The sequence below is a fragment of the Flavobacterium sp. ARAG 55.4 genome, from assembly GCF_051846875.1.
In the GTDB taxonomy this organism is placed as follows: Bacteria; Bacteroidota; Bacteroidia; order Flavobacteriales; family Flavobacteriaceae; genus Flavobacterium; species Flavobacterium plantiphilum.
On sequence record NZ_JBPYCT010000001.1, the window covers coordinates 209,087 to 234,538 of the forward strand.

The 25,452-nt window shown below is 34.4% G+C and carries 25 protein-coding genes and 2 tRNA genes; 11 read left to right on the forward strand and 16 right to left on the reverse strand.

Annotation, left to right across the window (positions count from 1 at the left end; genetic code table 11):
- The first annotated feature begins 135 nt into the window (after positions 1 to 135).
- The 4 genes from mutS (at position 136) to ACSV4D_RS00940 (ending at position 3,534) form a co-directional block, all read left to right on the forward strand.
- The gene (gene mutS / locus ACSV4D_RS00925; RefSeq protein WP_439226801.1) at positions 136 to 2,742 is read left to right on the forward strand and encodes a DNA mismatch repair protein MutS; all 2,607 of its coding nucleotides are present in this window, start codon (positions 136 to 138) and stop codon (positions 2,740 to 2,742) included.
- Positions 2,743 to 2,888: 146 nt separating this feature from the next.
- Positions 2,889 to 2,961, forward strand: a tRNA-Gly gene (locus ACSV4D_RS00930).
- A gap of 14 nt (positions 2,962 to 2,975) precedes the next feature.
- Positions 2,976 to 3,061: transfer RNA gene (locus ACSV4D_RS00935), tRNA-Leu, on the forward strand.
- Positions 3,062 to 3,186: 125 nt separating this feature from the next.
- Positions 3,187 to 3,534 (forward strand): YegP family protein, encoded by a 348-nt coding sequence (locus ACSV4D_RS00940; RefSeq protein WP_439226802.1) that lies wholly within the window; start codon positions 3,187 to 3,189, stop codon positions 3,532 to 3,534.
- A gap of 88 nt (positions 3,535 to 3,622) precedes the next feature.
- Here the strand turns inward: ACSV4D_RS00940 and ACSV4D_RS00945 are convergent, their stop codons facing one another.
- Both ACSV4D_RS00945 and ACSV4D_RS00950 read right to left on the reverse strand, forming a co-directional pair.
- Complete coding sequence (locus ACSV4D_RS00945) at positions 3,623 to 3,814, reverse strand: PG1828 family lipoprotein (protein ID WP_408080952.1); 192 nt, start codon at positions 3,812 to 3,814, stop codon at positions 3,623 to 3,625.
- Between the two features lie 426 nt (positions 3,815 to 4,240).
- The gene (locus ACSV4D_RS00950; RefSeq protein ID WP_439226803.1) at positions 4,241 to 5,467 is read right to left on the reverse strand and encodes a 3-deoxy-D-manno-octulosonic acid transferase; all 1,227 of its coding nucleotides are present in this window, start codon (positions 5,465 to 5,467) and stop codon (positions 4,241 to 4,243) included.
- A 152-nt stretch (positions 5,468 to 5,619) separates the two neighbouring features.
- On the opposite strand from ACSV4D_RS00950, the gene ACSV4D_RS00955 reads away from it, so the two are divergent.
- Positions 5,620 to 6,750 carry a DegT/DnrJ/EryC1/StrS family aminotransferase gene (locus tag ACSV4D_RS00955; protein ID WP_439226804.1) on the forward strand — a complete coding sequence of 377 codons (1,131 nt, stop codon included), beginning with the start codon at positions 5,620 to 5,622 and terminating at the stop codon, positions 6,748 to 6,750.
- A 2-nt stretch (positions 6,751 to 6,752) separates the two neighbouring features.
- Positions 6,753 to 7,196, forward strand: coding sequence for a nuclear transport factor 2 family protein (locus ACSV4D_RS00960; protein ID WP_439226805.1), 444 nt, complete (start codon positions 6,753 to 6,755; stop codon positions 7,194 to 7,196).
- 57 nt (positions 7,197 to 7,253) lie between these two features.
- Here the strand turns inward: ACSV4D_RS00960 and ACSV4D_RS00965 are convergent, their stop codons facing one another.
- From ACSV4D_RS00965 to ACSV4D_RS01025, 13 genes are all read right to left on the reverse strand, one after another.
- Positions 7,254 to 7,637 (reverse strand): DUF3037 domain-containing protein, encoded by a 384-nt coding sequence (locus ACSV4D_RS00965; protein WP_439226806.1) that lies wholly within the window; start codon positions 7,635 to 7,637, stop codon positions 7,254 to 7,256.
- A complete protein-coding gene (locus tag ACSV4D_RS00970; RefSeq protein ID WP_439226807.1) occupies positions 7,615 to 8,403 on the reverse strand; it encodes a HipA family kinase in 789 nt (262 codons plus the stop codon). Before ACSV4D_RS00970 ends, ACSV4D_RS00965 begins: the two co-directional genes overlap by 23 nt.
- 144 nt (positions 8,404 to 8,547) lie before the next feature.
- Positions 8,548 to 9,420, reverse strand: a complete 873-nt coding sequence (gene fabD / locus ACSV4D_RS00975) for an ACP S-malonyltransferase (RefSeq protein ID WP_439226808.1) — start codon at positions 9,418 to 9,420, stop codon at positions 8,548 to 8,550.
- A 188-nt stretch (positions 9,421 to 9,608) separates the two neighbouring features.
- Positions 9,609 to 10,136 (reverse strand): YceI family protein, encoded by a 528-nt coding sequence (locus ACSV4D_RS00980; RefSeq protein WP_439226809.1) that lies wholly within the window; start codon positions 10,134 to 10,136, stop codon positions 9,609 to 9,611.
- Positions 10,137 to 10,253: 117 nt separating this feature from the next.
- Positions 10,254 to 11,180 carry a bestrophin family protein gene (locus ACSV4D_RS00985; RefSeq protein ID WP_408080960.1) on the reverse strand — a complete coding sequence of 309 codons (927 nt, stop codon included), beginning with the start codon at positions 11,178 to 11,180 and terminating at the stop codon, positions 10,254 to 10,256.
- A gap of 57 nt (positions 11,181 to 11,237) precedes the next feature.
- Positions 11,238 to 11,960 (reverse strand): hypothetical protein, encoded by a 723-nt coding sequence (locus ACSV4D_RS00990; RefSeq protein WP_408080961.1) that lies wholly within the window; start codon positions 11,958 to 11,960, stop codon positions 11,238 to 11,240.
- A gap of 101 nt (positions 11,961 to 12,061) precedes the next feature.
- Positions 12,062 to 13,423 (reverse strand): HAMP domain-containing sensor histidine kinase, encoded by a 1,362-nt coding sequence (locus ACSV4D_RS00995; protein WP_408080962.1) that lies wholly within the window; start codon positions 13,421 to 13,423, stop codon positions 12,062 to 12,064.
- 3 nt (positions 13,424 to 13,426) lie between these two features.
- Complete coding sequence (locus tag ACSV4D_RS01000; protein WP_408080963.1) at positions 13,427 to 14,101, reverse strand: response regulator transcription factor; 675 nt, start codon at positions 14,099 to 14,101, stop codon at positions 13,427 to 13,429.
- 210 nt (positions 14,102 to 14,311) lie between these two features.
- Entirely contained in the window at positions 14,312 to 14,842 is a 531-nt protein-coding gene (locus ACSV4D_RS01005) for an NADPH-dependent FMN reductase (RefSeq protein WP_439226810.1), read from the reverse strand.
- 2 nt (positions 14,843 to 14,844) lie between these two features.
- Positions 14,845 to 15,069: a (4Fe-4S)-binding protein gene (locus tag ACSV4D_RS01010; RefSeq protein WP_408080965.1), complete on the reverse strand. Its 225-nt coding sequence runs from the start codon at positions 15,067 to 15,069 to the stop codon at positions 14,845 to 14,847.
- A 2-nt stretch (positions 15,070 to 15,071) separates the two neighbouring features.
- Complete coding sequence (locus ACSV4D_RS01015) at positions 15,072 to 15,479, reverse strand: OsmC family protein (RefSeq protein WP_439226811.1); 408 nt, start codon at positions 15,477 to 15,479, stop codon at positions 15,072 to 15,074.
- Between the two features lie 32 nt (positions 15,480 to 15,511).
- Entirely contained in the window at positions 15,512 to 15,796 is a 285-nt protein-coding gene (locus ACSV4D_RS01020) for a GNAT family N-acetyltransferase (RefSeq protein WP_408080967.1), read from the reverse strand.
- 13 nt (positions 15,797 to 15,809) lie between these two features.
- Positions 15,810 to 16,526: a pirin family protein gene (locus ACSV4D_RS01025; protein WP_439226812.1), complete on the reverse strand. Its 717-nt coding sequence runs from the start codon at positions 16,524 to 16,526 to the stop codon at positions 15,810 to 15,812.
- 223 nt (positions 16,527 to 16,749) lie between these two features.
- Here ACSV4D_RS01025 and ACSV4D_RS01030 point away from each other — a divergent pair, with 223 nt between their 5' ends.
- Complete coding sequence (locus tag ACSV4D_RS01030) at positions 16,750 to 17,634, forward strand: phospholipase A (protein ID WP_408080969.1); 885 nt, start codon at positions 16,750 to 16,752, stop codon at positions 17,632 to 17,634.
- Positions 17,635 to 17,659: 25 nt separating this feature from the next.
- Here the strand turns inward: ACSV4D_RS01030 and ACSV4D_RS01035 are convergent, their stop codons facing one another.
- The gene (locus ACSV4D_RS01035) at positions 17,660 to 18,235 is read right to left on the reverse strand and encodes a Crp/Fnr family transcriptional regulator (protein WP_408080970.1); all 576 of its coding nucleotides are present in this window, start codon (positions 18,233 to 18,235) and stop codon (positions 17,660 to 17,662) included.
- A 244-nt stretch (positions 18,236 to 18,479) separates the two neighbouring features.
- On the opposite strand from ACSV4D_RS01035, the gene ACSV4D_RS01040 reads away from it, so the two are divergent.
- The 4 genes from ACSV4D_RS01040 to ACSV4D_RS01055 all read left to right on the forward strand — a co-directional run bounded on the left by ACSV4D_RS01040 (position 18,480) and on the right by ACSV4D_RS01055 (position 25,440).
- The gene (locus ACSV4D_RS01040) at positions 18,480 to 19,079 is read left to right on the forward strand and encodes an RNA polymerase sigma-70 factor (RefSeq protein WP_408080971.1); all 600 of its coding nucleotides are present in this window, start codon (positions 18,480 to 18,482) and stop codon (positions 19,077 to 19,079) included.
- A gap of 168 nt (positions 19,080 to 19,247) precedes the next feature.
- Positions 19,248 to 20,429 (forward strand): FecR family protein, encoded by a 1,182-nt coding sequence (locus tag ACSV4D_RS01045; protein WP_439226813.1) that lies wholly within the window; start codon positions 19,248 to 19,250, stop codon positions 20,427 to 20,429.
- An 85-nt stretch (positions 20,430 to 20,514) separates the two neighbouring features.
- A complete protein-coding gene (locus ACSV4D_RS01050; protein ID WP_439226814.1) occupies positions 20,515 to 23,994 on the forward strand; it encodes a SusC/RagA family TonB-linked outer membrane protein in 3,480 nt (1,159 codons plus the stop codon).
- 33 nt (positions 23,995 to 24,027) lie between these two features.
- Positions 24,028 to 25,440, forward strand: coding sequence for a RagB/SusD family nutrient uptake outer membrane protein (locus ACSV4D_RS01055; RefSeq protein ID WP_439226815.1), 1,413 nt, complete (start codon positions 24,028 to 24,030; stop codon positions 25,438 to 25,440).
- Positions 25,441 to 25,452: the final 12 nt, after the last annotated feature.

Sequence of the window (25,452 nt, forward strand, 5' to 3'; positions counted from 1 at the left end):
GCTAAAGAAAAAATCATGCCAATGGTATAAAAAATCCTTAAAAATATTTTTAATTTTTGAAGTGGTAGTTATTCATTATAAAATTTTTAAATTCGCTTTCATAAATTTTTCACATAAACTAAACAGACTATAAAATTGGCATCTAAAGATAAAGTGGCGAAGGAAACCCCGTTAATGAAGCAGTATAATGAGATAAAAAGAAAGTATCCTGACGCTTGTTTGTTGTTTAGGGTGGGTGATTTTTATGAGACATTTGGAGAGGATGCTATCAGGTCTTCAAAGATACTGGGAATCACACTCACTAAAAGAGGAGCAGGATCAGAAACAGAGACTGCACTGGCAGGATTTCCACATCATTCAATCAATACTTATCTGCCAAAACTAGTCAAAGCAGGGCTTCGTGTGGCTATTTGTGATCAGCTTGAAGATCCTAAAATGACTAAAACAATTGTAAAACGCGGTGTGACTGAATTAGTGACGCCCGGTGTTTCTATGAACGATGAAGTTTTACATTCTAAAACGAATAATTTTCTGGCTTCGGTTTATTTTACCAGCAAATGCATTGGAATTTCTTTTTTGGATGTTTCTACAGGTGAGTTTTTAACAGCTCAGGGAAATGCTGAGTATATTGATAAGTTATTACAAAATTTCAGTCCTTCGGAGGTTTTGATTCAAAAAAACAATAAAAATGATTTTAAAGGACATTTTGGAGAAGATTTTCATTGTTTTTATTTAGAAGACTGGATTTATAAAGAAGATTATGCCTTTGAAACGCTAACCAGACATTTTCAAACAGTTTCCTTAAAAGGTTTTGGCGTAGAAGAACTGAAAGAAGGAATAATAGCTTCAGGGGCAATTTTGTATTATCTCTCCGAAACACAGCACAACAAAGTACAGCATATAACGGCTATTCAGCGTATTGCTGAGGATGCTTATGTGTGGATGGACCGATTTACTATAAGAAATCTCGAATTGTATCACAGTTATAATCCTAATGCCGTAACACTTTTGGATGTAATTGATAAAACGCTTTCGCCAATGGGAGGTCGTTTATTAAAACGCTGGCTGGCACTGCCACTAAAAGATATCAAAAAAGTACAAAGCCGTCATGATGTGGTTTTTTATCTGAAAGAAAATCAGGAGGTGTTGCAAAAAATGCAATACCAGATTAAGCAGATTTCTGATTTGGAGCGTTTGATTTCTAAAATTGCAGCCGGAAAAGTTTCTCCTCGTGAAGTGGTTTATTTAAAAGAATCTTTAGATGCGATAATACCAATAAAAACATTAGCTCTGGCAAGTCCTCAGGAAGCGGTTAAAGTAATAGGTGATAATTTGCACAGTTGCGATTTGTTGCGTGAAAAAATCAAAATAACTTTAAATCAGGATGCTCCGGTAGCTATTGCTAAAGGAAATGCTATTGCAAAAGGGGTAAGTCAGGAATTAGATGAGTTGAGGGCGATTTCTACTTCCGGAAAGGAGTTTTTAGAAGGTATTGAGGCAAGAGAATCTGAAAGAACCGGAATTTCTTCTTTAAAAATATCTTTTAATAATATTTTTGGCTATTATATTGAAGTTAGAAATACGCACAAAGATAAGGTTCCTGCAGAATGGATCCGCAAACAAACACTGGTTAATGCAGAAAGGTATATAACTGAAGAATTGAAAGAATATGAAGCTAAGATTCTGGGTGCTGAAGAAAAGATTCATAAAATAGAAACAGAATTATTCGAACAATTAGTAGCCTGGATAGCAACCTATATTAAACCCGTGCAATTAAATGCAAATTTAGTGGCGCAACTGGATTGTTTGTGTTCTTTTACACAATTAGCCATTGAAAATAAGTATGTTTGTCCGGAACTGGATGAAACTTTTGAATTAGATATTAAGAACGGAAGACACCCGGTTATCGAAAAACAATTGCCTGTGGGGGTTCCTTATGTTGCTAATGATGTATTCTTAGACAGAGAAACACAGCAATTAATAATGATTACAGGGCCTAATATGTCGGGTAAGTCGGCTATTTTGCGTCAAACAGCTTTAATTGTACTGTTGGCTCAGATGGGAAGTTTTGTTCCAGCCGATAGTGTAAAAATGGGCGTAGTGGATAAGATTTTTACCAGAGTAGGGGCGAGTGATAACATTTCGATGGGAGAATCCACTTTCATGGTTGAAATGAACGAAACGGCTTCAATTCTAAATAATATCTCTGACAGAAGTTTAGTCTTGCTGGATGAAATAGGAAGAGGAACCAGTACTTATGACGGGATTTCGATTGCCTGGGCTATTGCTGAATTTTTGCATGAGCATCCTTCAAAACCTAAAACGTTATTTGCTACTCATTATCATGAGTTAAATGAAATGGGAGAATCCCTGAAACGTATTCAAAATTATAATGTATCGGTTAAAGAGTTAAAGGATAATGTACTTTTTATTCGGAAATTGGTAAAAGGGGGGAGTGCACATAGTTTTGGTATTCATGTAGCAAAAATGGCAGGAATGCCTCAGATTGTAATTTTGAAAGCACAAAAGATTTTGAAAAAGCTGGAAAAAGATCATTCTGGTGATGCTTTAAACGGCATCAAATCGGATAAGGAAGAAATGCAAATGAGTTTCTTTAATCTGGATGATCCTTTGCTGGAAGAAATAAAAGAAGAGATTTTAAATATCGATATTAATTCGGTTACTCCCGTGGAAGCTTTAATGAAGCTTAATGAAATTAAAAGAATGCTGACCAGAAAATAATTTTTACTTTTAAAGTAAAGTAAATCAAAACCTTACTGAAAATATTGAATTTTTTTTCGAAAAAGTCTTGTTTAGGCGGAAAAAAGTTCTAAATTTGCATCCGCAATACACAACAAGTATAGCGGTTCTTTTTAAGGATTGATAATGCGAAAATAGCTCAGCTGGTAGAGCGCGACCTTGCCAAGGTCGAGGTCGCGGGTTCGAGCCCCGTTTTTCGCTCAGCATCAGATAATGCTCGGATGGTGAAATTGGTAGACACGCTGGACTTAAAATCCAGTGAACAGCAATGTTCGTGCGGGTTCAAGTCCCGCTCTGAGTACAAAAAGCTTCAAACTAATGTTTGGGGCTTTTTTTATTTCTATTAAAATCAGTTTTTTGTTGTTTAATTTGGTAATTTAAGGCTTGTTATAGAGGTGATTTTTGAAATTTGTTTGAATAGAAAATATGGGCACTTTTGTTATTAGTAAAAGATTTAGCGGAGATTATAAGTTTGAATTTACTTCAAGAAAAGGAAAAACTATTTTCACGAGTAATGCGTATGAATTAAGGATGGATTGTGAGGCTGATGCGGAGTATTTGCGATCAGTGTTTGAGACTTGTTCATTTGTTAAATTTAAGACTTCGAAAGGGAAGTTTTTTTTTCGTGTTGTGTCAGAAGGCCGGGTTATTGCTGTAAGCAGGAAATACAGTACTGAATTAATGGTTCAGAAAGGAATTGATGAGATAATAAAATATGGTTCGAAAGCAGAGATATTAGATTTTGCTAATAATGATTTTGTTTTTGAAGATTAGCAGGAAGAATGTTGTGAGTGAAGATAAAATAATAAGCATAAAAAAAGCCGTTACATTGTAACGGCTTATTTTTTACTGTAATTTAAAATTACTCAGCAGCAGGAGCTTCAACAGCAGCAGTATCAACAGCAACAGCAGCAGTATCAACAGCAACAGCAGCAGTGTCAACAACTACAGCAGTAGTGTCAGCAGCAACTTCTTCAGCAGGAGCTTCAGCTTTTTTACAAGATACAACAGTTAAAACAGCAACTACAGCTAAACTTAAAAATACTTTTTTCATCTTACTTTATTATAAAAGGTTAATTATTAATTCGAGGCAAAGATATAAAATTTTTGATATGTAAAATATTTTTTCATTTTTTTTTTAAAATATTATTCGATTATATTTTGCGCAATAAAATGTAAGTTTTGTATATGATATTTGAATTGTATTCAAAAGATTTTTCTTAAATGGCTGTGAATAATGTTTTTTTGACTCTTGTTTTTAGTGTTTTGATTGTGAGTTGTTTATGTTTTTTTAATTCAGCTAAAACGCTGTATTTAGAGATTCCGAAAATGGAGGGTTTGTTTTTTAAGAATAAAATTTTTTTAATCCATGATTTTTGCGATTCGGATAATGGGTTTCTTTTTTTATTTTTTAGTATAAAAAGAATATTTTTAAAATACTGATTTTCTAATTTTTGTTTAGAAATGGTTTCAGTGTCTATTAAATTTCCCCTAAAATTATAGATGTCGCTCCTTTATTATTTTTTACAAAGCTTTCGCAAATATCGCCTTTTTTCTTACGATAAATTTCGTTTGTAAGCAAACAATCGAAAGTTTCGGTTAATTCGTTGCTGTTTGAAATGCTAACACAACCTTCAAGATTTACCAGATCAATTGCTTCGGCAAAATGAGAATAGTTAGGTCCAATTACTATGGGTACACCAAAAGTGGCCGGCTCTAATATGTTATGTATGCCAGGGTTGCCAAAACCACCTCCTACATAAGCAATGTCAGCGTAGCTGTATATTTTTGTCAGTATCCCGATAGTGTCAATGATGAATACATCAAAATCTGCTAAGTGTTTGTTTTCTTTTTCAGAGAATAATACGGTCTTTCTAGTTATGTTGTTTTTTAATTGTTGGATTTGCTCGCTCTTTATATTATGTGGCGCAATGATGAATTTTACTTTTTGTGTAGTAGAATTGATGTATTTAACTAAAAGGTCTTCGTCTTTTGGCCATGAACTTCCTATTACTATAGTAGTCGTGTTGTTTTTAAACTCAGCAATAAAATCTAAAGTGTTGTCTTTTTCTAAAATGCTAACTACTCTGTCAAAGCGTGTATCGCCGGAAACCGCCACATTTGTATGGTTTAACTCAAGTAGCAGTTTTTTAGATTTTTCATTTTGGACAAAAAAGAAAGTGAAACTATTTAATGCATTTCTGTAAAATTGTCCGTACCATTTAAAAAACATTTGGTTTTCTCTAAAAATACCTGAGATTAAATATGTAGGGGTATTTGATTTCTTTAATTCGTTCAGATAATTCGGCCAATATTCATATTTAATAAAGAAAGTCATTTCAGGATGAACTAGTTTTAGAAACTTTTGTGCATTTTTTTTAGTATCTATTGGTAAATACACTGTTGCATCTGCTACGGCGTTATTTTTTCTGACTTCATAACCTGATGGAGAAAAGAAAGTTAGTACAATTTTATGTGCAGGATATTTTTCTTTTATTTTTTCAATAACAGGAAGCCCTTGTTCGTATTCGCCTAAAGAAGCGGCGTGGAACCAAATGGTTTTGTCTTTTGTGTCTATCTTTTGCGAAAGCGTATCAAAAACTGTTTTTCTTCCTGAAACAAACAGTTTCATTTTTGGACTAAAAAGTGCTACGATTTTTAAGAATAAATCGGCAATTGTAATGATGAAATTGTATAGAAAAAGCATTCGGATATTTTTTGGGGCTAAAATACATTTCTTTGGCTTAAAATCATTGGTTTGAAATCAATAATACCTATTTTTGTTTCCCTTTTATGAAAGTTTTATTGTTGTTGAATAAGTGTATAAACAACAGCTTTCTAACTATTAATTAATTTGAAATGAAGAAAATTCAAATGGTTGACTTAAAAAGTCAATATGATAAAATTGCTGCTACAGTAAATACTTCTATTCAGGAAGTTTTAGATAATACTGCTTATATTAATGGACCTCAGGTGCATCAGTTTCAAAAATCTTTAGAAGATTATTTAGGAGTAAAACACGTAATTCCTTGCGCGAATGGTACAGATGCATTGCAAATTGCGATGATGGGATTAGGGTTACAGCCAGGAGATGAGGTAATTACTGCCGATTTTACTTTTGCTGCAACTGTCGAGGTAATTGCTTTGTTACAATTAACCCCTGTTTTGGTAGATGTTGATGTGGATTCTATGAATATTTCTTTGGAAAGAATTAAAGCAGCTATTACACCTAAAACAAAAGCAATTGTTCCGGTACATTTATTTGGTCGTGCGGCAAATATGGATGATATTATGGTTTTGGCTAAGGAACATGATTTATATGTTATTGAAGATAATGCTCAGGCTATAGGAGCGGATTATATTTCGAAAGGAATAAAATCAAAAGTAGGAACGATAGGTCATATAGGTGCTACTTCATTTTTTCCATCTAAAAACTTAGGTTGTTATGGAGATGGCGGAGCTATTTTTACCAATGATGATGCGTTGGCACATACCATTAGAGGAATTGTAAATCACGGAATGTACGAGCGTTATCATCATGATGTGGTAGGTGTAAATTCACGATTAGACAGTATTCAGGCAGCGGTTTTAAATGCTAAATTGCCATTTTTGAATGATTATAATGAAGCTCGTCGTACAGCGGCGGCTAAGTATAATACGGCTTTAGCGGGTCATGTAAATATTATTACACCTTCATTTGACCATACAGAAAACAATCATGTTTTTCATCAATATGTGTTACGCATTATCAATGCCGATAGAAATGCATTGATGCAGCATTTGTTAGATAAAGGAATTCCTTGTGCTATTTATTATCCAATTCCATTGCATTCGCAAAAAGCGTATGCTGATGTTCGTTATAACGAAGAGGATTTTCCGGTAACGAATGAGTTGGTTAAAGAAGTTATTGCACTTCCTATACATACAGAATTAGAAGACGAACAAATTCAGTTTATTACAGATAGTATTTTAGAATTTTTAAATAAATAATTATGAAAAAGTATTTCTTACTGCTTGTTTTAGTATTAATTTCATTTTCAAATCGGGCGCAAACAAAAACTGTTTCAAATGAAGAAACTGCGGTTGCAAATCAGGTAGAAGCTCTTCGAAAAGCTTTGATAGATCCTACTGAAGCGAACTTGAAAGCATTAACATCAAAGGATTTGAGCTATGGTCATTCCAGTGGCGTACTTCAGGATCAAACCGTTTTTATTGAAAAATTACTGAATGGTGAATCGGATTTTGTAACGATAGAATTTCAAAATCAAAGTATTCAAGTTATTGGAGATGTTGCGATAGTAAGACACAATTTGGCTGCACATACTAAGGATAGTGGTGTTGAAAAAGATATCAAAATAGGTATTATGTTAGTTTGGCAAAAGCAAAAAGGGAAATGGCTGTTAGTAGCGAGACAAGCGTACAAATTGCCTGTATAAACAGAAAGTAATAATTTAAAAATCCCAAATTAACTTAGGTTAATTTGGGATTTTTTATTACAAAACCAATTCTTGGTACAGTTTTTCAAAAGTGCTGTCTAAATCATCACTAAAACCCGAATGTGGTCTTGAGGTTTGTATGCTTGAACTTTTTACTGCGGTAAGCCATCTAAAGCGTTCGTCTTTTTCAAATAGAGCAATTGGACCTGCGTTTTTTTGGCCTTCGCAAATAGCCACAAAAGAATCTAAATTAATTTTGAGTTGCTCCAAATCAAATTCTTTGCAAAAAGCATTGATTTTAGCTGCAGGAATTTGATACTGAATGCGTAAATACTTTTGACGCTTGCAATACAGCATTAATCCCACATTAATGAATTCTTCGCGTTCTACTCTTGGTACCACACGAATGACAGCATAATCATATAAGTGTTTTTCGTGCATCCTGAGCTTGTTTTAAAAAGATTTCGGCGTTTTGTAAGCGCAGGCTTAAAAACTGAAAATAAATGGCTTTGATTTCGGCTGGACTTATAGTTTGATCTTCCCATTGCAACCAATCTTCCGGAATTTGATTGACAATTTCTTCAAGGATGGAATCGTTTAGTTTAGCAGTAAATGTTTCATGTGCTTCTTCAAGATAAGATGCTTTAGGAAGTAAAACGTGATCTTTAATTAAGGCAAAAGGCGTTACAGCTGTTTTTTCCCAGTTAGTCCAGGAATGATGAAAATAAAACGAAGCGCCGTGGTCAATCAACCAAAGTTCTTTTTTCCAGATTAATAGATTGGTGTTTTTAAAAGTCCGGTCAACATTCGTAATGAAAGCGTCTAACCAAACAATTTTTGAAGCTAATAAAGCTTCACAATCATTGGCTGCTGCATCATAAGTGATGGCTCCGGATAAATAATGTAAACCTAAGTTTAAACCCTGGCTAAACTTTAATAAATCCTGAATTTCTTCATCGGCTTCTGTTCTCCCAAAAGCCTCATCTAATTCGGCAAAAACTAATTCAGGTACTGGTAAACCTAAAATTTTTGCAATTTGACCACCCAAAAATTCGGCAATCAAAGCTTTTACGCCATGACCAGCTCCTCTGAATTTTAAGACATATTTAAAATCGTCATCGGCTTCCGCCAATGCAGGTAAGGAGCCACCTTCTCTAAGTGGTGTAATGTATCGGGTAACGTTTACTGTTCGTAAATTTGGAATCATAAAAAGAAAATCTTTGAACAAAGATAGCTAAAAATCAGGCTGCAATTATGGGGCTATTTTGTATTTCAAAATTTTTTAATAAAGAAAAATCCTCACAAACATTTGGTTTATGAGGATTCTGTATTGTTTATTTTCTAAATCTACTTATGCATTTGCAGTAGCAGCTTCTTTATTGATCTTTCCAATTAATCCGGTTAATACTTTTCCTGGACCAACTTCGGTAAATAAAGTAGCACCATCAGCAATCATTTGTTGTACCGATTGCGTCCATTTTACAGGAGCGGTCAATTGGATGATTAAGTTTTTCTTAATCTCGTCTGCGGACGAGACTGCGCTTGCCGAAACATTTTGATAAACAGGACAAATTGGAGTTGAGAAAGTAGTTGCTTCGATAGCTGCAGCCAGTTCTTCTCTTGCCGGTTCCATCATAGGTGAGTGAAAAGCACCACCTACCGGTAATAACAACGCACGTTTTGCACCTGCTTCTTTCATTTTTTCGCAAGCTAATTCAACTGCTTTAAATTCACCCGAAATTACTAATTGTCCAGGACAGTTGTAGTTTGCAGCAACCACAACTCCGTCAATAGAAGCACAAACTTCTTCTACAATAGTATCAGCTAATCCTAACACAGCAGCCATTGTGGAAGGAGTTATTTCGCAGGCTTTTTGCATCGCTAAAGCTCTTTGGGAAACTAATTTTAATCCGTCTTCAAATGATAAAGCGCCATTAGCCACTAAAGCAGAGAATTCCCCTAAAGAGTGACCCGCTACCATTTCTGGTTTGAAATCTTCCAGGGTTTTAGCTAAAATAACTGAGTGTAAAAAAACTGCCGGTTGGGTAACTTTAGTTTCTTTTAATTCTTCTGCAGTTCCTTCAAACATAATATCTGTGATGCGAAAACCTAATATCTCATTGGCTTTTTCGAATAATTCTTTTGCTAATGGTGAGTTTTCATATAAGTCTTTGCCCATTCCAGTGAATTGTGCTCCCTGACCCGGAAATACATATGCCTTCATATTTTTCTAATTTAAAGATTAACCCTTCGGCGCGCTCAGGGTGACATTATTAAAAGATTGAAAAATTATTCAATCGGGATGCAAAAGTAGTGTTTTTTTAGGATTTAACAGAAAAGATACAAAAACGGCTAAACTTCAAATTTAAAGTTTAGCCGTTTGTATTTAAAAGAATCAGCGATTAATAATCTTTATTCCTGGATTAATTGTACTTCGATGTTTAAGCGTACCTCTTCTCCAACTAAGACACCACCAGTTTCAAGAGCCGAATTCCAGTTTAATCCCCAGTCTTTTCGGTTTATTTTTCCTGAAATGTTTAATCCTGCTTTTGTATTTCCCCAAGGGTCTTTCATGAATCCGCTAAATTCAGTTGCAAGTGTAACCGGTTTGCTTACACCTCTTATGCTTAGATCACCCGTTAATTTATAATCTTCACCGTCTTTAGTGACTGAAGTAGATTTGAAAGTCAGCTTTGGATGGTTTTCAGCATCAAAAAAGTCACCGCTTTTCAAATGATTGTCTCTGTCGGCGTTATTGGTATTGATAGAATTAATATCAGCCGAAAATTCGATAGCTGCACTTTCTAAATTATCATCTTCAGTAGTAACAGATGCTTCATAAGTGTCAAATTTTCCAGAAACATTTGTAAACATCATGTGTTTTACTTTAAATCCAACTTCTGAATGTGTTGGGTCAATTGTCCATTTAATAGTTGCCATAATTGTATTTTTTTTAATTATTATTTTATTTTAATACTACAAATTTACAGTAACGATAAGAAAACAACACTTAACCTAGATTAAGAAATAAAAAATAATACTGCAATAACAGTATTGTCAGAGTACAAAATACGGGTTTTTCACCGCACGGTTATCCTGAAGTTCTGTTTCTGATTTTTTATGAGGAAACTCAAATTCATCACGAAATTCATGGATCATCTGAACTAAGTTCTTTTCAATAGTACCGCAAATAGCCGTCATCGGAGTATCTGTTGGTTTATTCTCAAAAGGATCCTGTAAATGAATTGCCATTTTTTCGATAAGGAAAAATGCTGCCCCAATTGTTGTTACTAGTGGAATTTGTAACCAGCCCAATAAATCTGTTAAGGAAAAAGGCAATAAAATAATAAAGAGGCAAAGGGTGAATCTCATATACATACTGTAAGTAGTTGGGAAAATGGTGTTTTTTATTCGTTCGCATTTCCCCATATAATCACATAGGCGGGTAAGAGTATTGTCTATCTCTACCTGTTGATAAGTATTTATTTTGTCATTTTCATATGCATTTCTTAACGCTTTTGAGTGCAGCATTAATATAGCATTTGGCACATGCTTATGTCTCTTGACATATTGAAAATCTTCCTCGTTTAAGATTCTCTTAATTGATTTGTAAGGATCTTTTTCTCTAAGCGACTGATTAAGACTGTAGCACCAGGCAATTTGTCTTTTGGCAAAATTTTCCTTGAAATCATTTGCTTCAATTGAAAAATCAGGGTCTTTGTAAAAAGAACTGACCTGACGTATTAATGATCTGGAGTCATTTACAATGGCGCCCCATACAATACGGGCTTCCCACCAGCGATCATAAGCCTGATTCGATTTGAAAGCAAGTAACAACGAAATAATAGTTCCTACAATTGTGGGAATGGCAATAGGAATATTGATAGCCTCATTGTCATAATAAGTATTAAATGCTTCAAATGTTATTGCGTATAAAATGACCAGAAAAAGCTCTACTCTAATTTTTCCCAGTACATATTTCATTGGGATTTTCTTTTTTAATAACATGCTTTTCTTTTTATAATTAATAATTTTTACACACTAGACAATTTCTTCATACAATGATAAAATAGGCAGCCCAAAATTTTCGGTAGTATGTATGTTCTCTTTTTTTAGTTTAATCTTTTTTGGTTTTCGGGTTTCGATTAAGAGATCAATATTATTTTTAGTTATTGCATCATTTAACAATAATTCAAGATCTTCAGTATTCTGATCATTAAAAATTTTAGCCTGGCTTACAATCTTGAAACTAAAGTGATCAGGAATTAATTCCTGTAAATCTTCAAGTTGTATTTTAGATTTTGTTTGTTCCAGATACATAGCTTTGGACAGCTGCTGTTCTTCAAAATTTGAGCTGAGATGTAAAATAGGATTTTTACAATTGCAAAGGATTTGTACAAACTGATTGTGAATTCTTTTTTCAGTGTTTCTGTATGATGGAGTAAGAATAGTTAATTCGATGCCCAGATGTTCAATTAAATTTTTCACTAGCGGAGTCGAAATTCCGTACTGATAATGGATTTTAAGAGTACAGTTTTGTGAAATAGTAACCAGTTCTCTGCAATATTCTAATACATTTTTTTGGGATGCAGAAAGCTCACTTTTCATACTTCTCAAAAAAGTTGCTGTAGAATAGGTGTCAGGAATTTCGCTTACTAAGGCTAAGGTTAAGGTACATTGTTTTCCTTTGGATTGCTGAATTGCAACTTTGACAGCATTTATAGTATCTAATTCTAATGTGGAAGGTATTAATAAATTTTTCATATGTATTATTTAGGTATACATACAAATTAAGTTGTTGATTATTAGAATGTACTTTGGTTAAAATTAAAATTCCCTAAGAATGTAAATTAGAAATTCTAATGTTACTTTTTTTCAAAAGTGATATTCACAACCGTTCCTTTCCCGGTTTCTGACTGAATTTGAAGTTCTCCGTTATGCATTCGGATTATTTTCATGGCTAAAGGCAATCCCAGTCCGTATCCATTGTATTTAGAAGCAATTTTTCCTCTGAAGAAAGGTTCGTATAAGTAAGGAATATCTTCAGGCGGAATTCCAATTCCAATATCAGTAATGGCGATCTTAATTTTTGATTTATCAACAGACAAAATTACAAAGACTTCATCGTTATTAGAATATTTTACAGCATTAGAAATAATATTATTCAAGGCCAGTTCTAACAATGGGCGGTTGCAGGGAATGGTTAACAGGGATTCATCATCCGGAATGGATTTCAATTTTATGTTAACGCGGTTATCCGGAAAAAGAGTATCAATAGAAGCTTTTGCTTCTAAAAGGATTTCGTCCATTCGCGCAATATCCAATACCTGCTTAGTACCATCATAGCCTGTTTGGGTTAGTTTTAAAAGGCTTTCGGTAAGATTTCCCAGCTTGGAAGCCTGTTTGTTGATATTTTCTAAGGAATGGATGTATTCTTCTTTGTCCCGGTCTTTCAGGAGCATGATTTCTGTTTCGGCAATAATAGTGGTAATGGGCGTTTTTAATTCGTGCGAAGCATTATTAATAAAATTTGCCTGAATTTCAAATGAAGTTTCTAAACGATCCAGCATGTCGTTAAAAGTTTCAGTCAAATCAGAAATCTCGTCTTTTCCGTTTGTATCAGCCAGTCTGTTGTGAAGATTTGATGCGCTGATTCTTTGTACTTCTTTGGTAATGCGGGCGATAGGGTTGATAACTCTTTGTGCAAAAAATTGACCAAAAAAGTATGCCAGTATAAAAAATCCAACACCTCCAAAAAGCAAAATTTGTAAAATATAGATTGCACTTGTATTGCCACGGCGGTCTTTTGCTGTAACAATTACTATGTGTTTGTGTTCTCCTTCCCCAAATAGTTGTCCGTAATAATAGCGGTAATCCTCTTCAAACCAGCTGGAGCCCTTTTTCATTATCGTATTGTAAAATTCCGGCGGCAGGTTTAAATCGGTATTGTATTCAAAGGTGTTTTTTCCTTTTACTTTTAAAATATAATCTTTCTCTTCAATGAGCTCTTCTAATCCTCCTTTTTTGAATTCCTGAAAATAATTTTTCTTCTCTACGGTTTTTTGAGAATGAGCTGAGGAAGCAATTTTAGCTCTGTCCTGAAGTCTTTTTATAAAATAGTATTCGTTGTTTTGCTTGAACAGAGAAAAAATAACGAGGCACAAAAGCGAAGTGCTAAAGCACGATAATGCTATATAAGTGATGGTTATTTTTTTTCTGATTTGCATAAATTATGATTTTAGAATGTACCCTAAGCCTTTAATGGTGTGGATTAGTTTATTTTGATAAGGTTTATCGATTTTATTTCTCAGATAATTAATGTAGACATCAACAACATTTGTATTCATGTCAAAATTGATATCCCAAACATTATCTAAAATTTTTTCCCGGGATAAGATGTTTTCGGCATTGCGGGCTAAATAATGTAATAATTTAAATTCTTTAGCGGTTAGCTGAATAAGTGCTCCGTTTCTTTTTACTGATTTTGCCCTGCAGTCAATTTCCAAATCATCTATTTTAATCAGATCATTTGGTTTATGTTCCTGATTTGATCTTCGGGCTAAGGCAGAAATCCGGGCTTCTAATTCAGAAAATTTAAATGGTTTTACCAGATAATCATCAGCACCGGAATTTAATCCGGTAACAATATTTTCAGTGGTTCCTAATGCAGTTAAAAGTAAAATAGGAACAAAATTTTTAGCAGCTCTCAGGCGTCTGCAAATTTCGATTCCGTTAATATCCGGAAGCATGATATCTAAAATTACTACATCAAAATTATGATTTAAAATCATTTCCAGAGCTGTGGTTCCGTCAAGAGCGACGCTTACTTCATTGTTTTTCTCCGAAAGTCCTTTTCGTATAATAGATAGAAGGTTAGGTTCGTCTTCAACAATAAGTAGTTTCATAAATGATTTTTTTTACACTGTACCAAAAATAGATATTGTGTTCTTAAAATTTTGCAAAATTAAATTTTAAATTTCCGTTTTGCGAATATCTTAGTCCGGAATCCTGTTTTACAGCATATTGTAAAAAAAAGAGTCTTTGTAAAGGTTTAATTTTTAGCAAAATAAAAAAGCGTCACTGTATGTAACGCTTTCTCATAGGGTTTGACGGGATTAAAGTTCGATAGATTCTATAATTTCCAACAAATCATTTTTAAGTTGTTCATTTGTAATTCCTTCATTAGCATTGAAATTTTCATTGAAGCTAGGTAGGGAAAAACTGCCATTAACTACAGCACCCTGAAAAGGAAAACGGTTTTTTGCAATTTCTAAAACAGTAAGACCTCCTCTTGGTCCCGGAGAAGTAGCTAAAATAAGCGTTTGTTTCCCTTGAAAAAACTTAGGATTTATTCGGGAAGTCCAGTCAAAAATATTTTTAAATGCCGTAGAATAAGCTCCGTTATGCTCAGCAAGCGAAACAATAATCAGGTCGGCAGTTCCCAGTTTTTCAAAAAAATGATGGGCTAATTCCGGAATCCCGCTATTTGCTTCTCTGTCTAAAGAAAAAATAGGCATTTCATAATCGTTTAAGTCCAGGACTTCTGTATCTGCGTTTTCAAATTGAGATGCCGCATAAGCAGCTAATTGTTTGTTGATAGAATTGGTGCTGGATGAAGCTCCAAAAGCAATAATTTTTTTAGTCATTATTATTTGTTTAAAAAGTAAGTCAACGCTCCCGAAGGACATTTTTTTACCGTGTCAATAATTTTTTCTGTTGTTGAACCTTCCGGTTTTATCCATGGTTTTTCTTTTGGCTGAAAGACATCAGGATTATTGCGGACACAATTTGCTGAATGAACGCATTTTCCTGATTGCCACACAATTGTAACTTCACCATTGGAATATTCTTTTGTGATGTCTTGCGGATTCATAATCAAAGTTGGGTTTTGATAGTTATTTTTCCTTTTAAAATTTTAGAAACAGGACATTTATTGGCAATAAGAATCAATTTTTCTTTCTGTGCTGTAGTTACTTCCTTAGAAAAAGTAATCTGTCTGGAAAAAATGGTTTCAAATTCTCCTTCTTGTTCCTGAGCGGCATTTACGGTAATGTTTATTTCGGGAATATCCCAGCCTTTACGGTCAATATACATGCGTAAAGTGGCGATAGTACAGCTGGCCAATGAAGCTAAAAGAGCGGTGTAAGGATCGGGACCTAAATCTTTTCCTCCAATGTTTTCAGGTTCATCCATGATAAACTGGCCGTTACGCCAGCTAATCGTGGAAAAATATTTTTGAGTACCAATGTGTGCCGTGATGTCTTTTTCTAATATGTTTTTCATGATATAATTACTAATCTAAAACCTTTTATAAATTATAAAACATCACTAAATTCAGGAGTTTTATCAAAAACTTTTTTTGCAAACGGACACAAAGGAAGAATTTTTAATTCTTTTTCTCTGGCAAATAAAACGGCTTTTTCAACCATTTTTTTTCCAAATCCTTTGCCATTGTATTCCGGATTTACCTCTGTATGATCAATGATTATTTTGTGTGGTCCGGCAAAAACAAAAGTCATTTTTGCAGCTTGTGCATTGTTTACTGCTACGTAAAAATAACCTTTTCTTTCGTTGTATTCTAATCCAATAGTTTCTTCCATGATTTTTATTTTTTTAGTGTTTCATTGGGATTTCCATTACTAAAAATTTAGAAGCTTTATTAGCTTTAATTTCAATTTCGGCAGTTTCCCAGATTCCTATCGCATCTCTTGTTTCTAATGTATTGCCATTTACTTCGATTTCTCCTTCTATATTCATAATGTAAAAACCGTTGCCTTCTTTTTTAAGGGATAGTTTTTTAGAAAAATCAGCATCAAAATCACTTAAATAAAACCAGGCGTCCTGATGAATCCATACTCCTGCGTCCTCAGCATCAGGGGATAAAATCTGAGCAAAATCATTTTTTTCTAGAGATTTGTCCAGTGTGATTTGCTGGTATCTTGGAGTAACATCTCTTTGTTTTGGGAAAACCCATATTTGAAATAATTTTGTTCTCTGGTCAGCGTTTGGATTAAACTCACTGTGTCTTATTCCTGAACCGGCACTCATTACCTGTACATCTCCGTTTTTGATAGTAGATTCATTTCCCATACTGTCTTTATGAGCTAAATCTCCTTCCAGCGGAATGGTAATGATTTCCATATTGTCATGCGGATGTGTTCCAAAACCCATTCCTGCCGCAACAGTGTCATCATTTAAAACACGAAGTGCTCCAAATTGTACTCTGTCCGGATTGTACCAGCTTGCAAAACTAAAACTGTGGTATGCATTTAACCATCCGTGATCTGCGTGTCCTCTTGTATCTGCTTTGTGAAAAACTGTAGTTGCCATGATATTTTTTGTTTTATTGATTATTATATTACAAAGATACCCCTGTCATAAGCATTTTGCACTTAACCTAGATTAAGAAAAAGAAAACATGAATTTACTGTTTTTTTTGGGGTGTATAGTTATTCAGTATGATAATTATATAAATATATTAGAAATAGCTGCAACATGAATGGTGCAAACAGTAAGTACTTTTGTGATTAGAAAATAATCTAAAATTCCCGGAATGATCAAGTTATATAAAGTGCTGGTATTTTTGTTTTTAATCTCTTCAAGTGCTTTTTCTCAGGTGGATTATAACAAATTAATTATTAGAAAAAATATATCCCAACAATGGGAATTGGATAGTATTGATAAAAAAGGAACTTTTAGATTAGTTTCCTATCGTCCTATTTATTTTGCTGCAGCACGTTGGTCGAGCAAAAGAAATGAAGCGCCTTTTGATGAAAGCGGCGAATTTGCCACGGATGAAAAAAACATTTTCAATAATATTGAAACTAAATTCCAAATCAGTTTTAAAACTAAATTATTTCAGGGACTATTCTTTGGTACAGGAGATTTATGGGCTGGATATACTCAAAAAGCGCATTGGCAGGTTTATAATAAAAAGTTGTCCAGAGCTTTTAGAGAACTAAATTATGAGCCGGAAATAATTTTAAATTTTCCGGTGAATATTGATTTGTTTCAGGGAAAAATAAGGACTTTTGGAATTATACTCAACCATCAGTCTAATGGAAAAGATATTCCTACTTCGAGAAGCTGGAATAGAATTATTTTAAATATTGGTTACGAATTCAACAACTGGACTGTGAATTTCAGACCCTGGTATCGTATGCCGGATACCGAAGACGAAAATCCGGGAATTACCAGATATGTGGGAGATGCAGAATTAGAATTAGGCACCCACTTTGGTAAACATGAATTTTATACTATCATAAACCATTCTTTCAGTACTTTTGAAAAAGGGAATATTCAGCTGAATTATGTATTTCCTATTCATGGACATTTAAGGGGGCATGCTCAGGTTTTTCACGGTTATGGAGAAACTTTAATTGATTATAATGTAAGCCAGACAACAATAGGGATAGGCGTTTCTTTTGCAAACTGGTAAGGAACCAGATTGTTCAAGCGGCTGTTTATTTTCGCAATAAACGTGATTTCATTTTGCTGAAAAATTCCGGTGTTACTCCTATATAGGAAGCAATTTGTTTTTGAGGTATTTTATGAGCCAGAGAAGCATATCTTTTATTGAATTTATCAAAACGGTCTTCGGCCGACAAACTTAAATTATCCATTAATCGTTCCTGATTGGCCACTAATGAATTTTCGGTCAGAATTCTGAAAAAACGTTCCAGTTTTGGAATTTCACTATAAAGCAGTTCCTGGTTTTCTTTAGAAAGTAATACCACTTCTGCGTCTTCTATTACTTCAATAAATAGATTTCCAGGTTTTTGCGAAATTAAACTGTACATGTCACCCATCCACCAGCCTTCACAGGCAAAACTTAAAACATATTCTACAATGTTGTCGTTAATGTTAAAACTTCTCAAAATCCCGGAATTCACAAAATAAGAATATTTACAAACTTCGCCTGAATTCAATAAAATACTTTTTGCTTTGTAGTGTCGAATTTCTGTTTTATTTAGGAAGAGTTCTTTTTCTTCAGGGGTTAGTGAAACAATTTTTTCTATGTTATTTATGATCAGGGACATCGTTCTTTTTATTTAAAATTTGATTACGCAATATACTTATTTTTAATTTTTTTTGTTCTTTTTTAAATTGGAGTATGCTTAAAGTTTTTCATTCAGAATGTTATTTTTTATATATTCTTAAATTCAATAATTTGTTGTTTAAATTGGTATATTAGCATTTAGCGTTACGCTCACTAAGAATTTTTAATTTTAACAGACTGATTCGTAATAAATCGGCAATTTCTATATTTAGCAAATTTTTGTAATGTCTGAAACAAAAGAACTTAATAACAAACTACTGGTTGTAAATCTTATGGAAGGAAATGAAAAAGCTTTTAGTGAGCTTTTTAATTACTATCATAATGATGTTTATGCTTATAGTTTAAGTATGCTTAAAAACCAGATTTTTGCAGAAGAAATAGTGCAGGATGTATTTTTGAACATCTGGCAGCATAGAGACAGACTTAATCCTGATTTATCGTTTAAATCTTATGTGTTTACTATTACACGCAACTTAACTTTTAATCTGATCAGTAAAATAGCAAATAATCGTAAATTTAAAGAAGAGGTATTTTACAACAGCCAAAAATCATACAATCCTGTTGAAGATACCATTGCAGATGCTGATTATGATGCCATAAAGAACAAAGCTATTGAACAATTGCCTCCTAAGCGTCGAATTATTTTTGAAATGTCCCGTAATAAAGAAATGAGTTATGAGGAGATCAGTAAAGAATTGAATATTTCTGTAAGTACAGTAAAAGGTCAAATGAGTAAGGCCTTAGCCGAAATTAGAGATTTTTTAGAAACTCACGGTGATGTTGCACTTCTTATAAGCCTTATTTCTGCCCGTTGGTTAGAATAAATTCGTAAAAAATCCCTTCAGATTTTCTTCTTTTTCACTTTCTTTTCACTTTCTTTTTGTTTGTATTTGTTTCTTTTTGGAGGTAAATTTATTATTTTTCAAAAAAAATAATAATACCCGATAGTACTTTTCGTTTTCTCATCTGTATTATATATAAGAACGTATATTATGCAACACGATACTCATATCCAAAAAATATTAAAAAAGTTCATTCTGAATCAATGTTCTGAAAAAGAGGTTGATGAAGTAGTACAGTATGTGCAGGATTTAACGGATTCAACCGGACTTCCAACTGTAGAAGAAGTACTCGCAATTTTAGACGAGAAACCCATGATGACAGAGCAGGACGCTATTCGCATTCAGAACACCATATTAGCAACTCCGCAAAAACAGCCAAAGACATCAAAAAACAAGTTCTATTTTATCAAATATGCTGCAGCAGCAATTTTTGTGGGACTTTTAACGATGAGCTATTTCTTTAGGGATGATATTTTCAACAAGCCGGACTCTGCTATTCCGGTAGTGATAAAACAGCACCCAAAAAGCCTGGAACCCGGTACGGATAAAGCAACACTTACACTGGCTAACGGTTCTCAGATTGCTTTAGTAAACGGAACATCACTTCAAACCCAGAATGCTAAAAGTAATGGTGCCGGAATCGTTTATGAAGCTGATGAAAAAAACACAGCTGAAGTAGTTTATAATTATCTGACTATTCCCAGAGGAGGAAAGTTCTTTATTAAATTATCCGACGGTACTCAGGTCTGGCTGAATTCGGAAACTAAATTAAAATTTCCGGTAGCATTTATTGAGGGACAAACAAGAGAAGTAGAATTAGTGTACGGGGAAGCTTATTTTGCCGTATCGCCTGCTGTAAAGCATAAAGGAGCTCATTTTAAAGTATTAAGTAACAAACAGCAGGTTGATGTAATAGGTACCGAATTTAACATCAAAGCGTATAAAGATGATGCTCATAGTTATACCACTCTAGTCGAGGGGAAAGTAGCGGTAAATATTGGAAATAAAAAACTAAAATTAACGCCCAATCAACAATTAAGTTTAAATACGATAACAAACAATCCGGTTGTAAAAAAAATAGAGGTCTACAGTGAAATATCATGGAAAGAAGGGGTTTTTACTTTCGAAAAAATAACTCTTAAAGATATGGTGAAGGTATTATCGCGCTGGTATGATGTCGATTTTATATTTAAAAATAAAGCAATTGAAAATGAAATTTTTGATGGTGTTTTAAGAAAAACCCAAACATTAGATGAAATTCTGAAGAGTATTAAATATTTTAAAATTATTAAAAACTATGAAATAAAAGACAAACAAGTAGTTCTGGAATAAACCACAAAGTAAAGCTCATTATGCTTTCTTTATTCCGCCCATTTAATCTGTTAATCCATTGTATAACCAAGCAAACCAGAAAATTATGAAAATTAAAGTATTGAATGTTTTTGATCTCGGCAGAGAAAAGCTGATTAAAACTGTTATGAGAGCATTTATCTTTTTATGGTGTACCAATGTTTTTTGTCTGAATGTACACAGCACATTTGCACAAGTAAATGTAACCATAGATAAAGACCAGTCTGTAACCATTTATGAGGTTTTTAAAATTATAAAACAACAGACGGATTTAAACTTTATCTATCCCAGAAAAGTTTTTAAAGACATGCCGGAGATAGCACTGAAAAAAGGCAAAATTGCAGTATCTACATTATTAGGGCAATGTCTTTCAGTTAATAATCTCCATTTTGAACTTACTGATGATCATACCATTTTAATTAAAGAAAAGCCTGTAACTACAAATAATTATGTACAGCAACAAGTAATAAGCGGGAAGGTTACTGATAATTCAGGCCAGCCTGTACCCGGAGTAAATATCGTTGAAAAAGGAACTAAAAACGGAATTCAAACGGATTTTGATGGTAATTTTTCAATAAAAGTAAAAAGCAGTAAAGCCATATTGGTTGTTTCTTATATTGGTTTTAAAACAAAAGAAATTCAAACAAACGGAGAAACTAATCTGGTAATTAAATTAGAAGAAGATTCTGCAACCTTAGAAGAAGTAGTAGTGGTTGGTTACGGTTCCGTGAAGAAAAAAGATTTGACCGGATCAGTGGTTTCTGTTGGTTCCGATAAACTGGAAGGAAGGTCTAATAGTAATGTGCTGCAATCGCTGGCGGGACAGGCAACAGGAGTGCAAATCACGCAATCTCAGGGTGCACCCGGTATGGCTCCTACGGTTAAAGTTCGTGGTGCTTCTTCAATCAACGCAGGAACTACACCGCTTTATGTAATTGATGGGATTCCGCTGGAAGATAATACCACAAATTCAACGGATACCGGAATTAGTTCAGGGAGTAATTTGAGTTTTAACCGAAATCCACTGAACTTTATTAATCCAAACGACATTGAATCAATTGATATCTTAAAAGACGCCTCTTCTGCGGCTATTTATGGTTCCAGAGGAGCTAATGGTGTGGTAATTATTACTACTAAACAGGGAAAAGCGGGAAAAACTAAAATTGATGCCACTTTTGAAACCGGTTTTTCACATGTAAACCGTAAAACCGACATGATGAATGCTTCAGAGTTTATTGCTTTTAATACTGCCGCCAGAAATAATTCATGGGCTACTATTGTTGCAGCAAACCCCACTGCGGTAAGAGGGAATAATACTCTTGTTCCAGTAGAATTCTCTGATCCGGAATGGATTGCCCGTATTGGCAAGGGAACTGACTGGCAGGATGTGGCTTTCAGAACCGCACATAATAAAAACTTTCAACTCTCGGCATCCGGTGGTAGTGAGAAAACACAATTTATGGTGTCACTGGGTTATTTAGATTCAGAAGGGGTAGTGGACAGGAATACCTATGACCGAATCAATTTGAGATCTAATATTAAACATAAGTTCAATGATAAAGTACGTATGGGAGTAAATATAGGACTGAGTCGCGCCAATGAAGCTCCTTACGGAACCGGAGGGAAAAGTGATGTAGTGAGTCTGGCTTTGCAAAGTAATCCTTTTTTTCCATTGTATGTTGAAACAGGAAGTCTTGGTTTTAAAGATCCAGCTTCTATTTGGAATACTTTTACAAAATATGGCTTCCAGCTCTGGCATCCGTATGCTTTGACAAGAGAAGCAACAGCTAAAAAAGTAACTAATATAGCAACCGTTACTTCTTATCTGGAGTGGGATATTATAAAAGATTTAACGATTAAAACTTCTGCAAGTTCTAATATTGAAAATACCGTTCATAATTTTTACTGGAATGCAGGACAAAACTGGGGATATTCCGGATGGGTTCCGGCGCAGGCTGATTTTAAAACCTTACAATCCAACAACTGGATTTCAGAAACTACATTAACGTATAATAAAACCTTCAATGAAGATCATAATTTAAATATACTGGCGGGTTATTCTGCTCAGGAACAGACTACTGATCTGAGTAGTATGACTGCCGGAAACTTTCCTAATGATTTAGTCCATACTTTAAATGCAGGAGTTGTCAATGCAGGTAACACTTTTTCTGAAGAATGGTCGCTGGTATCTTATCTGGCTCGTGCCAATTATTCTTACAAAGGAAAATATCTGGCTTCGGCAGCTATCAGAGCGGATGGTTCGTCCCGTTTTGGTAATAATAACAGATGGGGATATTTTCCATCAGGGTCGCTGGCATGGCGTGTTTCTGAAGAAGATTTCCTTAAAGAGGTTTCCTGGATTAGTAACCTGAAAGCCAGATTGAGTTATGGAGCTACAGGTAACAACCAGATTCCAAATTACGGATCAATCGGGGTGTTGGGGTACAGTCCGTATGTGAGCTCAGGTACTGTAAACCAGGGAATTTATACCACTAATTTTGCTGATAAAAATCTGAAATGGGAAAAAACAGGTCAGACTAATTTTGGAATTGATTTTAGTGTTTTTAATGGGCGTGTAAAATTTACCGGAGATATTTATTATTCGAAAACAAAAGATTTATTGCTGAATGTTCCTATTCCTATTCTTTCAGGATTCTCAACCACTTTAACAAACATCGGAGAACTGGAGAACAGAGGATTTGAATTAAATCTCAGCACACAAAATATTGACAGTGAGTTTAAATGGAGTACTGATCTTAATATTTTTGCAAATCGCAATAAAGTATTGAAACTGGGGGTTAATGATGCTCCAATAGATATTAATGTAAGTAGTATGACTTCGCGTACAGCTGTAGGAAAACCTATTGGAATGTATTATGGGTATGTTATTGATGGTGTTATCATGTCACAGGCTGAATTAGACAATAATGCTTATCCCGTATGGCCGGGAAGTGAAGCGGGTGATCCAAGAGTAAGAGATGTTAACAATGATGGTGAAATTGATTCTAATGACCGTACCTATCTTGGAAACAATCAGGCTGATTTTCAATGGGGTCTGACTAATAATTTTTCTTATGCAGGATTTGAGCTTTCCGTTTTATTAAGAGGTTCTCAGGGAGGTGAAATTCTTAATCATAATGCCCGTTATTTGAAATCAGGAGTAGGAGGCGGTAACCGAAATATGTATTCCGTTGTGAATAATTACTGGAAATCGGAAGCAGAACCGGGTAACGGAATGATTCCTAAACCACGTATGCTGCCAACAACTGTTCGTGATTTTGGATCCAGTTATTGGGTGGAAGACGGTTCCTTTGTTCGTATTCAGAATATTCGTTTAGGATATAATCTGCCTAAAACTTTTGTGGAAAAAATGAAACTGAGTAATGTAAAATTATATCTGAATATGGAAAATGTACATGTCTTCTCTGATTATTTAGGTTTTGATCCTGAAGGCAGTACGTATCAGTCCGGTGTCATGGTAGGTTTTGATTACGGAGCATATCCTAATCCGTTTACAGCTACTGCGGGAGTAAATATTAGTTTCTAAAAAAACGATACAAATCATTAAAACATAAGAAAAATGAAAAAGATATTATATATAACACTTTTTTGCAACCTATTCCTGTTAGGATGCAGTGGCGACTTTTTAGACAAAGCTCCTATTTCAAATGCTAATGAAGTAGAATTTTATAAATCTCAAGAGGATATTCAAACGGCATTATGGTCAGCTTATAATTCACTTTATACATTGTACGGTCCTGAGAGTCTGCCATCTTTTTATGGGGAGCTAATGTCTGATAACGCCTATAGTGACAATGCCGCCGGAAGAATTCAGGATTATGAAGGCTTTGAATTGCATACCATGGCGATTGATAATGAATTGGTTTTTAATTTCTGGAACAATTACTACAAAGCTATTTATATTGTAAATAACATCATTGTCAGTGCCGAAAAGCTGGATTTTACTACTAAGGAGGCATTAATTGGTGAAGCTAAGTTTTTACGTGCCTTGTATTACTTTGATATGGTTCGTGCCTGGGGCGACGTGCCTCTGGTTACCACTCCTTTAAGTGTGGCTGATTCATATGCTCAGGGACGTACGCCTAAAGAACAGGTTTATGCACAGATTATTGAAGATCTTGAATTTGCTGCCGCAAAATTACCGGTGAAAACCAGTCAGCGTTTTGTAGGTGCTGCCAGTCAGGAAGCAGCAAATACACTCTTGGGGAAAGTGTATTTAACTATGGGAAATAAACCTAAAGCGATTGAGGCGTTAATGAAAGTATATGGCAGGTTCAGCCTGGTTCCTTATGCAGATTTATGGAATTTAACTAAAAAAAACGGAGCATCGTCTATTTTTGAAATTCAATACAAAGGCGGTATTTCTAATCCGTACAGTTTATACTGGGCAATGTTCACTCCGGTTGATAACCGGGTTGTTACGTCCTGGGGTGGCGGATTCAATCAGATTACCGATGATTTGTGGAATGCTTATGAAGCTGGAGATCCCAGACGTGATATTTCTATCCAAAATGGCTATCAGACAGCCAGCGGAGCAACTGTAGATGTAAAATTTCCAATCAAATGGAAAGATACTGCAGCCCCGGTGAGCGGTTTAAGAGAGGCTTCGGATAATAATTTTATGATTCTCAGATATGCTGATGTGCTGTTAATGCTTACAGAAGCAACTTCTGATCCTAAATATCTGAATGAAGTTCGTAACCGTGTAGGTTTAGCAGCTTATGGTACTGCGGGTTATCCGGCTCAGTACAATACAATCGAACTGGCATTAGAACATGAAAGACAGGTAGAATTTGCATCCGAATTTCATCGTTGGTTTGATTTGATCAGAACCGGAAGAGCAATTACAGTGATTGAAAACAGCAGTAAAAATATAACTATTGAAACAGCAGATGATTTGCTGTTACCGGTTCCGTTTTTAGTAATTAATCAGAATCCTAATGTAATTACTCAAAACGAGGCTTATAAATAAAAAGAAAACTTA

What these genes read in the sequence shown, in the direction of transcription:
- ACSV4D_RS00950 (WP_439226803.1), bottom strand. Translation starts at nt 5,467, where the DNA reads ATGCTTTTTCTATACAATTTCATCATTACAATTGCCGATTTATTCTTA.
- ACSV4D_RS00960 (WP_439226805.1), top strand. Translation starts at nt 6,753, where the DNA reads ATGAAAAAGTATTTCTTACTGCTTGTTTTAGTATTAATTTCATTTTCA.
- ACSV4D_RS00940 (WP_439226802.1), top strand. Translation starts at nt 3,187, where the DNA reads ATGGGCACTTTTGTTATTAGTAAAAGATTTAGCGGAGATTATAAGTTT.
- ACSV4D_RS01025 (WP_439226812.1), bottom strand. Translation starts at nt 16,526, where the DNA reads ATGGCAACTACAGTTTTTCACAAAGCAGATACAAGAGGACACGCAGAT.
- ACSV4D_RS01045 (WP_439226813.1), top strand. Translation starts at nt 19,248, where the DNA reads ATGCAACACGATACTCATATCCAAAAAATATTAAAAAAGTTCATTCTG.
- ACSV4D_RS01000 (WP_408080963.1), bottom strand. Translation starts at nt 14,101, where the DNA reads ATGAAACTACTTATTGTTGAAGACGAACCTAACCTTCTATCTATTATA.
- ACSV4D_RS00945 (WP_408080952.1), bottom strand. Translation starts at nt 3,814, where the DNA reads ATGAAAAAAGTATTTTTAAGTTTAGCTGTAGTTGCTGTTTTAACTGTT.
- ACSV4D_RS00995 (WP_408080962.1), bottom strand. Translation starts at nt 13,423, where the DNA reads ATGCAAATCAGAAAAAAAATAACCATCACTTATATAGCATTATCGTGC.
- ACSV4D_RS01015 (WP_439226811.1), bottom strand. Translation starts at nt 15,479, where the DNA reads ATGAAAAACATATTAGAAAAAGACATCACGGCACACATTGGTACTCAA.
- ACSV4D_RS01005 (WP_439226810.1), bottom strand. Translation starts at nt 14,842, where the DNA reads ATGACTAAAAAAATTATTGCTTTTGGAGCTTCATCCAGCACCAATTCT.
- ACSV4D_RS01010 (WP_408080965.1), bottom strand. Translation starts at nt 15,069, where the DNA reads ATGAATCCGCAAGACATCACAAAAGAATATTCCAATGGTGAAGTTACA.
- ACSV4D_RS00980 (WP_439226809.1), bottom strand. Translation starts at nt 10,136, where the DNA reads ATGGCAACTATTAAATGGACAATTGACCCAACACATTCAGAAGTTGGA.
- ACSV4D_RS01035 (WP_408080970.1), bottom strand. Translation starts at nt 18,235, where the DNA reads ATGTCCCTGATCATAAATAACATAGAAAAAATTGTTTCACTAACCCCT.
- ACSV4D_RS01030 (WP_408080969.1), top strand. Translation starts at nt 16,750, where the DNA reads ATGATCAAGTTATATAAAGTGCTGGTATTTTTGTTTTTAATCTCTTCA.
- ACSV4D_RS00970 (WP_439226807.1), bottom strand. Translation starts at nt 8,403, where the DNA reads ATGATTCCAAATTTACGAACAGTAAACGTTACCCGATACATTACACCA.
- ACSV4D_RS00990 (WP_408080961.1), bottom strand. Translation starts at nt 11,960, where the DNA reads ATGAAAAATTTATTAATACCTTCCACATTAGAATTAGATACTATAAAT.
- ACSV4D_RS00965 (WP_439226806.1), bottom strand. Translation starts at nt 7,637, where the DNA reads ATGCACGAAAAACACTTATATGATTATGCTGTCATTCGTGTGGTACCA.
- fabD (WP_439226808.1), bottom strand. Translation starts at nt 9,420, where the DNA reads ATGAAGGCATATGTATTTCCGGGTCAGGGAGCACAATTCACTGGAATG.
- ACSV4D_RS01050 (WP_439226814.1), top strand. Translation starts at nt 20,515, where the DNA reads ATGAAAATTAAAGTATTGAATGTTTTTGATCTCGGCAGAGAAAAGCTG.
- ACSV4D_RS01020 (WP_408080967.1), bottom strand. Translation starts at nt 15,796, where the DNA reads ATGGAAGAAACTATTGGATTAGAATACAACGAAAGAAAAGGTTATTTT.
- ACSV4D_RS00955 (WP_439226804.1), top strand. Translation starts at nt 5,620, where the DNA reads ATGAAGAAAATTCAAATGGTTGACTTAAAAAGTCAATATGATAAAATT.
- ACSV4D_RS00985 (WP_408080960.1), bottom strand. Translation starts at nt 11,180, where the DNA reads ATGAAATATGTACTGGGAAAAATTAGAGTAGAGCTTTTTCTGGTCATT.
- ACSV4D_RS01040 (WP_408080971.1), top strand. Translation starts at nt 18,480, where the DNA reads ATGTCTGAAACAAAAGAACTTAATAACAAACTACTGGTTGTAAATCTT.
- ACSV4D_RS01055 (WP_439226815.1), top strand. Translation starts at nt 24,028, where the DNA reads ATGAAAAAGATATTATATATAACACTTTTTTGCAACCTATTCCTGTTA.